Below are 14,258 nucleotides of genomic sequence, written 5' to 3'. Positions count from 1 at the left end.
CATTTTTTTGATACCTCAATAGCCACTTTGACATCTTTCTCTTGATAGTGTTTTGCATCATCACCAAGTTGACCGGAAAGGACCACCGATTTAGAAACTTTGGAATGAACAAATTTTCTATGACTTCCTCTTCCGCCACGATTTACAAACCCAGCAGCCTCAAGGTCTTTGATGAGTTCCCTAATTTTACGTGGCATAGAAAAAATTTCAATTCTTCACTATTTCTTCGGGAATTTCGACTGATGTTTTTGCCATTCATAAGATCCTTATAATATAAGGTCAGATGATGTCCGTGTACAAATCCCGCCATCCCGGATTATTCTTTTCTATCAATGCCAGTTTCCATACCCGTTTCCATTTCTTCACCCTCTTCTCCATCATGATAGCACTTTGCATTGTTTCATGAACTTCATACCAAACTAATGTATGTATGCCATAACACTTCGTGAATCCTTCTACCAGATTGTTTTTGTGCTGCCAAACTCGTTGGACAAGATTCGAAGTAACGCCGGTGTACAGGGTTCCGTTGCGTTTGCTCGCCATAATATATACGCAGGGTTGGTTCATTCCTTAAATATTCTGGATCGCGGCTCAACGGCATGCCTGCCCCTGTATGCTTTAAGCAGGGGCCGCGATGACAACTAACAGCAACACTTCTGGATTACTGGATTAATTACAAACAATATAGAAGGATACAAAGACAAAAAGCAAGCGGAAATAGCCTGTCCTCTTGATTAAACCCTCAAAGGCAGATAAAACCTTCTGGATCGCGGCTCAAAACCATACCGCGATGACGGCGGTACCCTCTTCTCCCTTCACACTTCCTACTTCACACTTCCTACTTCACACTTCCTACTTCACACTTCTCCCTTCTCTTGACAGCCTACGCGTCGCATTGTATCATCTTATAAGCATTCACACACCCCATAACCTCAGGAGAATCACTATGTCCTCCCCCTGCTGCGGTGCGAGCAGACCTGTCTCATCCAAAAAAAGAAAAACGCGCAAACAAAAAAACAGGCGCAGAAGTGACACATCCCTCAAAAACATGGTCCGCCTATCGGGCGGCACCTTTCTCATGGGAACAAACAGCAACGAAGGCTTTGCAGAAGACGGCGAAGGACCCGTGCGCGAAGTCACAGTCGATCCCTTTTACCTGGACACATGCGCCGTCACCAATACCGACTTTGCCAAATTCGTCCGCACAACCGCGTACAAAACCGAAGCCGAACGCTTTGGCTGGTCCTTTGTTTTCCACCTCTTTGTCCCCCCCAACACCGCAGAGCACATCTCGCAAACCGTCGTCGATACCCCCTGGTGGTTTGCTGTTGACAGCGCCTGCTGGCACCGCCCCGAAGGACCCGGCACAACGATCAACAACCGCTGGAACCACCCCGCGATCCACATCTCGTGGAACGACGCGGTCGCCTATTGCAACTGGGCGGGAAAACGCCTGCCCACAGAAGCCGAATGGGAATTTGCCGCGCGGGGCGGCTTAAAAAGCATGCGCTACCCCTGGGGAGACGACCTCGAACCCAACGGCAAACACATGTGCAACATCTGGCAGGGCACATTCCCCGAACAGAACACCCGGGCAGACGGGTACACCGGCACCGCACCCGTCACCTCATTCCCCCCCAACAACTACGGCATCTACAACATCTCGGGCAACGTCTGGGAATGGTGCAGCGACTGGTTCAGCCCCACCTTCCACCTCAAAAGCGCAGCACAAAACCCCGCGGGACCCCCCATCGGACAGGCAAAAAGCATGCGCGGCGGCTCCTACCTTTGCCACGACTCCTACTGCAACCGATACCGCGTGGCCGCCCGCAGCGCAAACACCCCGGACAGCTCCACGGGCAATTTGGGATTTCGATGTGCGAGAAATGCATAAAAAAAACGGAAGACGCGAAAACGTCTTCCGTTTTTTTATCACACTTCCTACTTCACACTTCATTCTCTAACCACCCACACCTTCACAGACACCACAACCCCTGCATAAAGCCGAATGGGCACATCATAGACCCCCAGTGCTCGAATTGGCTCTTCGAGCACGATGTCCCGGCGATCAACATCGAACCCCAGGTCGCTGAGCGCAACTGCTATTTGCTGTGCCGTCACCGACCCAAAAATGCGATCCTCTTCGCCTGCCCTGACTGCCACATTGCACGAAACCTCTTTCAGAGACTCTGCCAGAGACTCGGCATCGCGCGTTTCACGAGCCTGTTGGGCTTCGCGTTGCTGGCGCACCTTCTCGTACACCGCCATATTGCGCTCATTTGCAATCAACGCCACCGAGCGCGGCAGCAAAAAATTTCGCGCGTACCCATCCTTCACCTCAACCACATCGCCAGCATTGCCCAGACTATCCACATCTGCTGTAAGAATAATTTTCATAGTGTATTCCCAATCTACCGAACCGAATCATTCACATAGGGCATGAGCGCGAGAAATCGGGCGCGCTTAATCGCGCGCACCACTGAGCGCTGACACTTTGCACAGGTACCCGTCATCCGCCGGGGAACAATCTTGCCGCGCTCGGTCACAAACCGGCGCAACAAACGATCATTCTTATAATCGACAACCACCGGCTGATCTCCGCCTTCAAATCGGCTATCCCTGTTACCCTCGCAAATATAGCAAACCTTCAATCGTCCTCTATTCATTGGGCAACCTCCTCTACTTCTTCGGCCGTCTCTTCAACCTCTTCCTCCTGAAGAGGAATCTCAGTCTGAAGAATCAGATGCCGCAAAACAGCCTCATCCAAACGGCACGCCCGCTCAACATCTGCAATCGCGCCCGGATCGGCCTGAAAATAAAAAAACGTATAGTCGCCCTGCTGTCGCTTTTGAATCTCATAAGCGAGCCTGCGCGCGCCCCAGCGGTCAACATTGACCACCGTAGCGCCCTGATCGGCGAGTATCGACGCATAGCGTTCGACCGTCGCATCCGTATCGACCTGCGTATCGACAATCAAAGCCATCTCGTAATCTCGTGACATAAACGATCCCCCATGGACGTGTGGTTCAGAATCCTGTGTTCTGAACGGGGTTAAAAAAACACTTCACCTCACGCCAGCAAAGGCGCCAGCATCAGTGAAACCACCGACATCAACTTAATCAAAATATTCAACGCGGGACCAGACGTATCTTTTAAGGGATCGCCAACCGTATCGCCAACCACGGCTGCCTTGTGAGCCTCGGACCCCTTACCGCCCAAATTGCCCTCCTCAATCAACTTCTTCGCATTATCCAGCGCACCCCCGCTATTCGCCATCATCAGCGCCAGCAACACACCCGACACCGTTGCACCCGCCAGCATACCACCCAGCGCCTCTGCACCCAGAAAAAAGCCAACCAGAACCGGCGTCAACACAGCCACCAGACCGGGCACCACCATCTCGCGCAAAGCCGCCACAGAACTGATATCCACACACCGGCGCGTATCCGGCTTGCCCGTCCCCTCCATCAGCCCTGGAATCTCGCGGAACTGCCGACGCACCTCTTCAACCATCTTAAATGCCGCATTGCCCACACTCGTCATCGTCAGTGCCGCCACGCAAAAAGGCACGCCACCGCCCAAAAACAGACCAATCACAACCAGGGGTTTGGTCAAATTAATAGAATCGATCCCCACAGCCGCCGAATACGCGGAAAACAGCGCCAGCGCAGTCAGCGCAGCAGAGCCAATCGCAAACCCCTTGCCAATCGCCGCCGTCGTATTCCCAAGCGAGTCCAACTCATCGGTAATCTCTCGCGTCTCCGGACCCAACTTTGCCATCTCGGAAATACCGCCCGCATTATCCGCAATCGGACCATAAGCATCCACCGCCATCGTAACACCCACAGTCGATAACATACCCACAGCGGCAATGCCAATACCGTATAACCCCGCAAAGTGAAACGACCCTGCAATGGCAACACAAATCCCCAAAATCGGCAACGTCGTACTCTCCATCCCCACCGCCAGACCCGCGATCATATTGGTCGCCGACCCCGTCTCCGAAGAATGGGCAATGCGCTTAACAGGTGCCCCGCCCGTGTAGTACTCCGTCATCAGCGCAATGGCAATACCGACGAGACAACCAAAGAGAATCGCCCAAAACACCCCGCGAGCCAAACCGAGATATTCCGCGGCAAAAAAAGATCCAACAAGCATCAAAAGAGCGGAAATATACGTGGCGTAGCGCAGCGCTGCATCTGGATTTAAAGACTGTAAAATGCGAATAGACCCCACGCCGATCATCGACGCCACCAGACCGATCATAACCACGACAAGCGGATATTGCATCGCCGCGACCCGCACCATGCCCGAATCGCCTCCCAACGTGACCAATGCCGCGCCACCAGCCGTTGCCGCAATCGCAATCGTCGCAATAATAGACCCCACATAAGACTCAAAAATATCCGCACCCATCCCCGCCACATCGCCCACATTATCGCCCACGTGATCTGCAATCACAGCCGGATTTCTCGGATCGTCCTCTGGTATCCCGGCCTCCACCTTACCCACCAGATCCGCACCCACATCTGCCGTCTTGGTATAAATCCCCCCCCCAACCCGGGCAAAGAGCGCGATAGAACTCGCACCCATAGCAAAACCATTAATCATAGCCGCCTGATCGGGATTGCCGTAAAAATAAAAAAGCAAGCCCACGCCAAAAAGCCCCAGACTTGCCACGGCCAACCCCATCACTGCCCCGCCGGAAAACGCGACATTCAACGCCTTATCCCGCCCACTTTGACTGGCGGCATAAGCCGTCCGCACATTTGCCTTGGTCGCCGCCTTCATCCCGATAAAACCCGCGCCAAGCGAACAAAGCGCGCCGCCCAAAAAAGAGATGGCCGTCTCCCGATTAATACCCCAGTACACCAGCGCAAACACCAGCACAATAAAAACAGCGAGCACGCTGTATTCGCGCTTCAAAAAAGTCACGGCCCCGTCCTGGATATCCGCTGCGATCTCTCGCATCAGCTCCGTGCCCTCTGATTGTCTGGCAACATAGAGATAAATCAAACCAGCGCAAACCAACCCAACCACGCCCAGCACAGGTGCCAAAATCATAAAAATCTCCAATACCATCAACGCGCATTATAACTATTCATCGCCCGTTCAATACCTTCTCTTGCCCAGCAAAGCGCGCCGTCAACCGCTTGCCCAACCGCATCTGCAATCACATCCCGATCTTCGGATGTAAATTCACCCAACACATAATCAATCATACCATCCAACCCGGCGGGTTGCCCAATACCGATGCGCAACCGTGGAAAATCCGCAGAACCCAGCGCGCATGCAACAGACCGCAAACCATTGTGCCCACCGTGACTGCCCGTGCGCCGAAAGCGCAACCGCCCCAAATCGATATGCACATCGTCAACCACCACCAGAACATCTGCCCGTGCAACCTCAAAACATCCTGCAACCTCTGCCACACCCAAACCGCTCTTATTCATATACGTCAGCGGCTTGACCAGCAACAGATCATCTGAAAACCTGCACCACGTACAAAATTCAAACGCATGCCAGGGCGCATCACAACCCAGCGCATCGACCACCCAAAACCCCACATTGTGGCGCGTCTGTGCATAGCGCGCGCCCGGATTGCCCAACCCCACAATCGCCTTTACACTACGACTCATCGCCTTCTTCGTCATCGTCGCGCCTTCTGCCGCGCTCAATAACCTCAGGCTCCTGCATTTCTTCTTCCCCTTCCACATCCACCAACGCTTCGTCCTCCACGTCCTCTTCCTCTTCTTCAATAATAAGCGTGGGCGCAGCCACCGCAAACACCGTGCGGTCGGTATCCGTCACAATAGTCAGATCATCGCCATCCAGGACAATATCCGAAACGTGCAGCGAATCCCCGATATCCAGATCCGACACATCAATTTCAATATGATCGGGAATCTCTGTGGGCAGGCACTCGATCTCGATCTCGTGCAACATCTGTTCCAGAATCCCCTCGCCAATCCGCACCCCAACGGCCGACCCCGCAGCGTGAATGGGCACCTCGACCACAATTTTGCGGGTCAAATCAATGCGGTGAAAATCCACATGCAAAATCTCATCGCTCACGGGATGATACTGAATATCCTTAATAATCGTACTCTGACTCGTATCGCCCGCGCTCAGCGAAATAATGGCATTGCGACCGTGTGACCTCAACAAATTGATCAACGTGCGCTGATCCACGGAACAGGCAACAGACGCGACACCTTCGCCATAAACAACCGCGGGCAATTGACCGCGATAGCGCAACCGCCTGGCAACTTTCTTTCCCGACTCCGTGCGAACATCTACATTCAGAGAAACTTGATCGGACATATTTATTCTCCAACAGGACAACACAAAAACGCCCGAAACTGATCGGACCTGAACCGTGCCCAAACAGCCTCGGCAACATCTCGAGACTCAAAAACACCGTAAAGCGTGGACCCACTGCCAGACATCGACGCAGCGATTGCGCCGGCATCTGTCAACCGCGACAAAATATCGCGCGTTTCGGGATGCGATTGAACAATAAGAGGCAAAAAATCATTCTCAATACGCCCCCAAAAACCCGAAACGGGTAAATCTTTTACAGAATTAATGAAACTATCATATTCAACATGCCCTGTCAAGGTCTTTTTATAATTTGCAAACGCCCAGCCCGTATGCACCTGGAACCCTGGACAGACCAGCACATAAGCCACATCTGCAGACCACGGCACATACCGCATAATCTCCCCCCGCCCCGAAACCACTGCCGTACCCTTTTGCCGCACAAAAAACGGCACATCGGACCCTATAGACGCGCCTATCTCGCGCAGCTCTCCATCTGAAAGACCCGCATCCCACACCCGATTCAAAACCCGCAACACAGCCGCGGCATCTGAACTCCCCCCGCCCAGACCCGCCGCCATCGGAATCCGCTTCTCGATCACAACCGAAACCCCGCGATCCATCCCCGTATGGGACCGAAACGCCAGAACTGCCTTATAGACCAGATTTTCTGGACCTGTGGGCAAATCCGCATCGTCGCACGACAAAATAATCTGCCCCTGTTTCGCCGGCTCAAAAACGAGGCGATCGCACAGATCCACAGTCTGAAAAACCGATAAAATATTGTGAAACCCATCGCTGCGCCGCCCGAGAATCTTCAGCCCCAGGTTGAGCTTTGCATAAGCGTATTCGACAATTTCCAAAACGCGATCTCCCATTGACGCCTTTTGTAAAATGTGATACATTCGGGAAATAAAGACCATCAAAAAATAAATTTATTTGAGAGTCTCCTACATGATCTTTATTATAAGCACATTAACCCGCGGTATCACCACTGCATTTTGCATCCTCCTCATCTCATCCCACCTCTGCGCGCAGGGGACCCAGGATGAAAACGCCCATTACGAACTGGCCACGCGCATCTTCAACGACGGCCTCTATGCCGATGCCGCGCGGGAATACAAGCAATTCATCATCAACTATCCCGCCAGCAAGCGACTGCCCGATGCCATGTTGCGCGTTGGGCAAGCATATACCAGAGCCGAACAATACGACCTCGCACTCGAAGCCTTTCAGCAATTCATCGACCGCTACGCCACCCACATCGAAGTCGCCAGTGCAATGCGCGCGCGCGCCAATGCGCTCAGCCAACTCGGGGAACACACCCGGGCCGGTGCGGCCTATCGCGAGGTACACGCGGCCTATCCCGCCTCGACAAACGCGCCCCAGGACCTCTTATCAGCCGGCGAGAACTACCACAAAGGCGGAGTCTTATCAGAAGCGGGTGCGGCCTATCGCCAACTCGTCGAACAATATCCCAAATCATCCCTGATCAACGAAGCCACCTTCAACCTGGGCCACGTCCTCCTCGAAGAAACGCGCACCGAAGAAGCCCTCGTGCAATTTCGCACCCTCGCCGAACGTCCCGGTCCCTCAAAGCGCAAACCCGACGCCCTCCTCGAAATGGGCAACATCGCCCTATCGCGCGACAACTTGCCCGAAGCAGAGCGCATCTTTGCAACCCTGCGCGCCAGATATCCCGCAACACCCGCTGCCCAGAACACACACCTCATCACAGGCGCGTGGCACGCCGACAAAAACGACTGGGCAAGCGCTGAAAAAACCTATAACAACGCACTCGCAAAAATACCGAACAACACCCGTCGCCAACAAGCCCTGTTGGGAAGTGCAAATGCAAAACGCAAACTCGGCAAAAGCGAAAGTGCGCTACAGCGCTACGCCGCATTTCTCAGAGCCTATCCCAAAAGCCCCTTCCACGCCCATGCCCTGATGGGTTATGGCCGCACATTTGCAGACCTGAAAAATTATCGCAATGCCCTGGACGCCTTTAAAAATCTTCAGGAAAAATATCCAGACACAGACATCAGCATCCAGGCCTACGGCGACATCGGAAACATCTGGCGCGCGCTTGGAACGCATCAAAAGGCATTATCGGCCTATCAAACATACCTCACGCGCATACAATCACCCGGAGAAAAAGCCAGAGCACGACTGCTCATCGCGCAAATCTGCGAAGACCTGCACTGGCACGACCTCGCAGCCGAAAATTATCGCACCCTGATCAACAGCCCAATCGCGCACTACGCCGCCGAAGGTCAATACGGCCTTGCCCGCGTATTTGAAAAAACCGGAGAACCCGCACTCGCACTGCGAGAATACCGCACGTACATCAAAAATCACGGCGACGCCTCGCGCGCAGAAACAGCAGAAACGCGCATCCAACTCCTCACCGAATTTGGCACCGAAACCGACCGCGACCGCACCTATATCGAACTCCTCGCCAACCTGCCCGGCATCGCCGACGATGCACACACGCAATTAAAACTGGGCAAAACCTTCTACAACCAAAAACGCTACAACCGCGCAATCACCCACTTCGAAACCGCACTAACAGCCCATAATATACTTCCCTCAGCCCATGAAAACATACTCATCGAACCACCAGACGAAACCCCTGCGCCCGCAACCGCACCCGACGACACACTCGCACTCGCAGCCAAAGTCGCCCGCGCAGCCGAAGCCGCACTTGCATTGGCTGACGACGGGCAGGCACAGGAGGAGGAAGAAGCAGACGAAACACTATCCACCGACACATCCACCGACACACACCCATCCACCGACGCATCTGACGAAGCATTCAGCAACGCACCCCCCTGGGCACCTGAAGCCTATTACCTACTCGGCAACAGCTACTTAAAACAGGCGCGCAAAGCCACCCTCGAAAACAAATCCCCAGACCAATGGCAAGACAGGGGCCTCACAACACTCAAAATACTCGTCAAAAAATTCCCCGACAACGACCATGCGGAAAACGCCGCACTCGCCGTCATACACACAGAAACAGCCCACATACAACCCGACACCCTCCGCGCACAAACGCGCCTGAGCGCATATCGCAAAACACACGTCAACAGCCCCGACCTGCGCCTGCGAATCGCCGACGCCCACTTCGCCAGCACCCACATCGACAGCGCCCTGAGCCTGTACCTCCAGGTACAGAAAAAAGCCGACAACCCCACACAAAAAGAAAAAGCCACCTATGGCATCGGCTTGTGTCAGGCACAGCAACAACAACACGCGCGCGCCGAAGAAACCCTGAAAAACTTCCTCTTCGACTACCCCCAGAGCGACCTGTCATCCCACGCGCAATTTCAACTGGGGCGCATACTCCTCAACCGGGAATTTTACGCCAGCGCCGCCGAAGCATTCTCCGAACTCCTGTCCGCATCTCCCTCACTCGCACTCCAGCGGTCTGCCCGCGACCTGTTGGCCGAAAGCCACCACCGCACAGGCAACTATCAACGCGCCATAGAAATAGACGAACGTCTGATCACCCACAACACCACCCCTCAATTATTGCGCCGCCTCGCCCAATCCTATGCGCAAAACAACCAGCGCGACAGAGCCATCACAACTTATAACATGTACCTCCGCAAATATCCACAAGCACCCGACGCCGACAGCATCGCGTACACACGCGCCGAACACCTATCATATCTCAACCGCACATCAGAAGCCCTCGCCGCCTTCCGCGAATTCGCCAAAAAATACCCCAACAGCCCACTCGGCACACAGGCAGACCAGGCTGTGGGCGACCTCCTCTTCCAAACGGAAAAATACACCCAGGCCATCGCCGCGTACCGGCGCATACCAGAACCTGCGCGCAACGAAACCATGGCCGCCCGCGAAGTCCTGAGCCTCTACCGCCTCCGGCGCGTTGGCGAAGCCAACAAAGCCGCGGGCCAATTTAAAAAAACCTATAAAACAGCAACCGAATGGATCGCCCGCTTCGAAGTGGAAAAAGGCAAATATCAACTCGCTGTCAAAAACCCCAAAAAAGCGCGGCAAATCTTTCAAGACATCGCCAAAAAATACGCCAGGACCGAAGCAGAAGCCGACGCGCGCTATTACATCATCCGCGCCTACTATGACGAAGGACCCGACAAAGACGGCAACAACGAACCCTATCTCAACGCCCTCGGCACCTTCATAAAAAATTATCCCGACAGCCCGCACTGGGTAGATGCCAACCTCGAACTCGCCGCATTTTGGGAACGCAACGAAGAATACAACCTGTCTGCACGCGCATATCGCAACGCCATTGAAAAAGGCGTCGCCAAATCCGAAAAACCCGGCATCCTCCACAAACTCGCAAAAAATTACAGCAACCTCAATGCCTACGACCTCGCCATCAACTTTGCGCGTCAGCTCATCCGAGAATTTCCCCAACACCGCCTTGCCCTGGACGCCCGCATCGACATCGGCACCATATATCTCCCCAAAAAAGGCGACCACGAGCAAGCCATCGCAGAACTTCGGCCCCTGCTCAAAGTCGTAATCGCGGAAGGCGAAAAAGCCAACATCCAATACGCCATCGCAGAAAATTATTTTGAAATGGCCGACTATGCCAACGCACTCCGAGAATTTTTGATCCTGCGCTACAACCAGAACGCGGGGCCTATGTGGATCGCAACCGCGCAAATGAAAATAGCGGACTGCTATGCGGCACAGAACAACATCGAACAAGCCATACAAGAACTCGAAGCCATAAAACGCCGCTACGGCGTAGCCAGCAATGAAGGCATTGGGGCGGAAAAGCGCATTCAACAATTAAAATTAAAATAAAATAACCATGCCCACCGACCAAAAAGAAGCCCTCATCATCGTCGAACAGCCCACCGAACTGGGCCGGGACCTGCGCGCCGCACTCGAAGAACTCGGCTGGCAGACCCTCGTCACCAACAGCGTGAGACCCGCCAGAAAACTCCTCTCGGAAAACCAGTTTGACCTGCTCATCCTGGACGAAACCACATTGCCCGAAGTGCAACTCGCCGACATATTATCCGAGCGACCTGAAAAAATTCCCGTCTTCGTCATCACCACGCAAGGCGGCACGCAACTCCAAACAACCTTAGACCCCGATGCCCTGCTCTCCTATCCACTCATCCCCGCAGAATTGCAGGACGCCCTGACACAAAAACGCACCCCACCCGACACCGCCATCCTCGGCCGCTCAGACACCATGCAACAAATCCGGGAAAGCATCGCTCAAATCGCGCCCACCCCCGTCAGCGTACTCATCACAGGAGAAAGCGGCTCGGGGAAAAATCTCATCGCCGAAGCCATCCACCGGCAAAGCGCGCGCAGCGACGAACCATTTCTCATCCTCAACTGCGGCGCAATCCCCGAAACCCTCCTCGAAAGCGAACTCTTCGGCCACGAAAAAGGCGCATTTACCGACGCGCGCACACAGCGATCCGGCATCTTTGAAGCCGCCAACCGCGGCACCGTCTTCCTCGATGAAATCGGCGAAATGTCCCCCTCTGCACAGGTGCGCTTATTGCGCGTCCTCGACGCCAGAGAAGTCACCCGCCTCGGCAGCACCACGCCAATCGCCGTTGACGTCCGCGTCATCGCCGCCACCAATCGCAACCTGCAACAAGCCGTTGCCGAAGGCAAATTTCGGCAAGACCTCTACCAGCGCCTTCGCGTCATAGAAATCGAAATGCCCCCCCTGCGCGCCCATCCTCAGGACATCCCCCTCATCGCGCAAAACATCATCCAAAAACAAAGCGACGAACTCCGCATGCCCCCCATTGAATTCGCGCCCGACGCGATGAACGCACTACAACAGTACCACTGGCCGGGCAATGTGCGGGAACTCATCAACCTCATCGAACGCCTCATGGTCTTATCCAAAACCCGACACATATCCGCCCTGGACCTCGCGCAATACCTCGACACATCCCCGGTGACAGAAACGTCTTATCTGCCCGTCCTCGCGGGCAAAACACCTGCAGAATCCGACCGCGACCTGCTCTACTGGGCAATACTCGAAGTCGCCAAAGACGTCAAAGAACTCAAAGCCTACATACAAAGCATGCAAACGCCTGTACAAAATACACCAACGCCCGTCCTGCCCGTCTATGACACACCCATAGAAGACACAGAAATCAAAGAAACCGAAGAAGACATACGCCCCTTGCGAGAACTCGAACGCGAAGCCATCGCCAATGCCCTGCGCGTAACCGGAGGCCACCGGGAACGCACGGCAAAACTGTTGGGCATGGCCGTACGCACCCTCTACCGAAAAATCGATCAATACGATTTGTGAAGAAACAATCAGCTATCAGCAGTCAGCGGTCAGAAAAACCAAAAACACAGGCTTTTTGCTGAAAGCTGATCGCTCGTAATTTCTCGGAACCATCTAATAGGGTCGTGGGTCTAATCGTCGAAAGTTTTAATTTTTAATTCCCAAAAGGAGTACCCACCATGAAACACCGCACCATCGCGCTAATAGGCCTCATCGCACTGCTATTGTCCCCCGCCTATACAGGCGAAGCCGCGCTCACACCCGAAGAAAAACAGGCCATTGCCCAGGTCAGAGCGTATAACACCGCCTTCAAAGCCATCGCGCGGGAAATCACCCCATCGGTCGTAACCATCAACGTCACCCTCAGTGCAGAGGACATGCCTCGCCGCCGCAACTTCCCCTTCCCCTTTGACTTTGAAGAACGACCCAATCGAAGGCCAGACCGAAGACCACAACCCATGCCAGACCCGCAAACCACGGGATCGGGCATCGTCATAACGACCGACGGCTACATCCTCACCAACCACCACGTCGCGGGCAACGCCGACAAACTCACCGTCACCTTTAGCGACAACCGCGAATACGACGCCGAACTCGTCGGCTCGGACCCGCGCACCGACATCGCCGTCATCAAAATTGACGCCACGGGACTAAAACCCGCAACCATAGGCACATCAGACGCCGTTGAAATCGGCGAATGGGTACTCGCCGTAGGCGCGCCCCTCAACCTCAAATCCACAGTCACAGCCGGCATCGTAAGCGCCGTTGGTCGCGACATCAACATCATCAGCAACCAGGGGGGCTTGAGCATCGAAGACTTCATCCAGACCGACGCCGCCATCAACCCCGGCAACTCCGGCGGTGCCCTCGTCAACCTCAACGGCGAAGTCATCGGCGTCAACACAGCCATCGCCACATCCAACCGATCCTTCATCGGCTATGGCTTTGCAGTGCCCATAGACCTCGCCAAAAAAGTAATGGACGACATCGTCGCACACGGCAAAGTCAAACGCGGTTATATCGGCATTGGACTCGGCTCAGTCGATGCGGGCACAGCAGAGGCATTTGGCCTTGACCGCCCCCAGGGCGTACTCATCACCGAGGTCCGGTCCAATACCCCGGCCGCGAAAGCCAAGCTGAAAGAAGGCGACATCGTCCTCTCAGTAAATGGTCAACCCGTCAATCGCCCCAACCATCTCCAGAGCCTGGTCGCCCGCAAACACCCGGGCGACACCGTCACACTCGCCATCAGGCGCAACACAGAAAACCTGACCATCCGCGTCACCCTGAGCGAACGCCTGCCCGAAGACCTGGCCAGTGCAGATGACGCGCCTTCCAAAGAACAAGAAAACGCATCTACCTCAGAAATTGGCCTCACCGTCCGCGACATCACCGCAAAAACAATCGAAGAATACGCCCTCCCCGAAAACATCAGAGGGGTAATCGTCACCGACGTCTCGCGCGAAGCGCGCAACGCTGGCTTTCGCGAAGGCGACATCATCTATGCCGTGCGTCAAGTCCCCTATCAAAAAGACATAAAAACAGTACACGACTTTGAAACAGCCATATCCAAACTCAAAAAAGGGAAAAACGCCGCATTTTCCGTCATGCGCGAAGGCAACCGTTTCTTCTTATCCATGAAAATCTCAACATAAGGACCCTA

At 54.4% G+C, this 14,258-nt stretch carries 13 protein-coding genes; 4 read left to right on the top strand and 9 right to left on the bottom strand.

Going from position 1 to position 14,258, the window contains the following annotated elements; translation table 11 throughout:
* Both OXG87_02000 and OXG87_01995 read right to left on the bottom strand, forming a co-directional pair.
* Positions 1-197 (bottom strand): type II toxin-antitoxin system HicA family toxin (locus OXG87_02000; GenBank protein ID MCY3868298.1); only part of this gene is annotated, 197 nt, incomplete at its 3' end.
* An 82-nt stretch (positions 198-279) separates the two neighbouring features.
* Positions 280-567 carry a GIY-YIG nuclease family protein gene (locus OXG87_01995; protein MCY3868297.1) on the bottom strand — a complete coding sequence of 96 codons (288 nt, stop codon included), beginning with the start codon at positions 565-567 and terminating at the stop codon, positions 280-282.
* A gap of 379 nt (positions 568-946) precedes the next feature.
* Between OXG87_01995 and OXG87_01990 the strand changes: the two genes are divergently transcribed.
* Positions 947-1,894: a formylglycine-generating enzyme family protein gene (locus tag OXG87_01990; GenBank protein MCY3868296.1), complete on the top strand. Its 948-nt coding sequence runs from the start codon at positions 947-949 to the stop codon at positions 1,892-1,894.
* Between the two features lie 59 nt (positions 1,895-1,953).
* Here the strand turns inward: OXG87_01990 and rplI are convergent, their stop codons facing one another.
* The 7 genes from rplI to ispE form a co-directional block, all read right to left on the bottom strand.
* Positions 1,954-2,397: a 50S ribosomal protein L9 gene (rplI, locus tag OXG87_01985; GenBank protein ID MCY3868295.1), complete on the bottom strand. Its 444-nt coding sequence runs from the start codon at positions 2,395-2,397 to the stop codon at positions 1,954-1,956.
* Between the two features lie 14 nt (positions 2,398-2,411).
* Positions 2,412-2,666: a 30S ribosomal protein S18 gene (gene rpsR, locus OXG87_01980; protein MCY3868294.1), complete on the bottom strand. Its 255-nt coding sequence runs from the start codon at positions 2,664-2,666 to the stop codon at positions 2,412-2,414.
* Positions 2,663-3,001 carry a 30S ribosomal protein S6 gene (gene rpsF / locus OXG87_01975; protein MCY3868293.1) on the bottom strand — a complete coding sequence of 113 codons (339 nt, stop codon included), beginning with the start codon at positions 2,999-3,001 and terminating at the stop codon, positions 2,663-2,665. Before rpsF ends, rpsR begins: the two co-directional genes overlap by 4 nt.
* Positions 3,002-3,069: 68 nt before the next feature.
* The gene (locus tag OXG87_01970; protein MCY3868292.1) at positions 3,070-5,064 is read right to left on the bottom strand and encodes a sodium-translocating pyrophosphatase; all 1,995 of its coding nucleotides are present in this window, start codon (positions 5,062-5,064) and stop codon (positions 3,070-3,072) included.
* Between the two features lie 17 nt (positions 5,065-5,081).
* Positions 5,082-5,639, bottom strand: coding sequence for an aminoacyl-tRNA hydrolase (pth, locus tag OXG87_01965; GenBank protein ID MCY3868291.1), 558 nt, complete (start codon positions 5,637-5,639; stop codon positions 5,082-5,084).
* Positions 5,629-6,324: a 50S ribosomal protein L25 gene (locus OXG87_01960; GenBank protein MCY3868290.1), complete on the bottom strand. Its 696-nt coding sequence runs from the start codon at positions 6,322-6,324 to the stop codon at positions 5,629-5,631. The genes pth and OXG87_01960 overlap by 11 nt, the downstream gene beginning before the upstream one ends.
* 2 nt (positions 6,325-6,326) lie before the next feature.
* The gene (gene ispE / locus OXG87_01955; protein ID MCY3868289.1) at positions 6,327-7,199 is read right to left on the bottom strand and encodes a 4-(cytidine 5'-diphospho)-2-C-methyl-D-erythritol kinase; all 873 of its coding nucleotides are present in this window, start codon (positions 7,197-7,199) and stop codon (positions 6,327-6,329) included.
* 76 nt (positions 7,200-7,275) lie between these two features.
* Between ispE and OXG87_01950 the strand changes: the two genes are divergently transcribed.
* From OXG87_01950 to OXG87_01940, 3 genes are all read left to right on the top strand, one after another.
* Positions 7,276-11,127, top strand: a complete 3,852-nt coding sequence (locus OXG87_01950; GenBank protein MCY3868288.1) for a tetratricopeptide repeat protein — start codon at positions 7,276-7,278, stop codon at positions 11,125-11,127.
* 7 nt (positions 11,128-11,134) lie between these two features.
* On the top strand, positions 11,135-12,616 hold the full coding sequence (locus tag OXG87_01945; GenBank protein ID MCY3868287.1) for a sigma-54 dependent transcriptional regulator: 1,482 nt from the start codon (positions 11,135-11,137) through the stop codon (positions 12,614-12,616).
* 158 nt (positions 12,617-12,774) lie between these two features.
* Positions 12,775-14,250, top strand: a complete 1,476-nt coding sequence (locus tag OXG87_01940; GenBank protein MCY3868286.1) for a Do family serine endopeptidase — start codon at positions 12,775-12,777, stop codon at positions 14,248-14,250.
* Positions 14,251-14,258: the final 8 nt, after the last annotated feature.

This window comes from Gemmatimonadota bacterium (assembly GCA_026706845.1).
Taxonomy (GTDB): Bacteria; Latescibacterota; UBA2968; order UBA2968; family UBA2968; genus VXRD01.
This window is presented reverse-complemented; position numbering and strand designations above follow the sequence as displayed.

Coding starts and splice junctions, on each gene's coding strand:
- OXG87_01945 (MCY3868287.1), top strand. CDS start 11,135: ATGCCCACCGACCAAAAAGAAGCCCTCATCATCGTCGAACAGCCCACC.
- rpsF (MCY3868293.1), bottom strand. CDS start 3,001: ATGTCACGAGATTACGAGATGGCTTTGATTGTCGATACGCAGGTCGAT.
- ispE (MCY3868289.1), bottom strand. CDS start 7,199: ATGGGAGATCGCGTTTTGGAAATTGTCGAATACGCTTATGCAAAGCTC.
- OXG87_01960 (MCY3868290.1), bottom strand. CDS start 6,324: ATGTCCGATCAAGTTTCTCTGAATGTAGATGTTCGCACGGAGTCGGGA.
- OXG87_01990 (MCY3868296.1), top strand. CDS start 947: ATGTCCTCCCCCTGCTGCGGTGCGAGCAGACCTGTCTCATCCAAAAAA.
- OXG87_01940 (MCY3868286.1), top strand. CDS start 12,775: ATGAAACACCGCACCATCGCGCTAATAGGCCTCATCGCACTGCTATTG.
- OXG87_01995 (MCY3868297.1), bottom strand. CDS start 567: ATGAACCAACCCTGCGTATATATTATGGCGAGCAAACGCAACGGAACC.
- rpsR (MCY3868294.1), bottom strand. CDS start 2,666: ATGAATAGAGGACGATTGAAGGTTTGCTATATTTGCGAGGGTAACAGG.
- rplI (MCY3868295.1), bottom strand. CDS start 2,397: ATGAAAATTATTCTTACAGCAGATGTGGATAGTCTGGGCAATGCTGGC.
- OXG87_01950 (MCY3868288.1), top strand. CDS start 7,276: ATGATCTTTATTATAAGCACATTAACCCGCGGTATCACCACTGCATTT.
- pth (MCY3868291.1), bottom strand. CDS start 5,639: ATGAGTCGTAGTGTAAAGGCGATTGTGGGGTTGGGCAATCCGGGCGCG.
- OXG87_01970 (MCY3868292.1), bottom strand. CDS start 5,064: ATGATTTTGGCACCTGTGCTGGGCGTGGTTGGGTTGGTTTGCGCTGGT.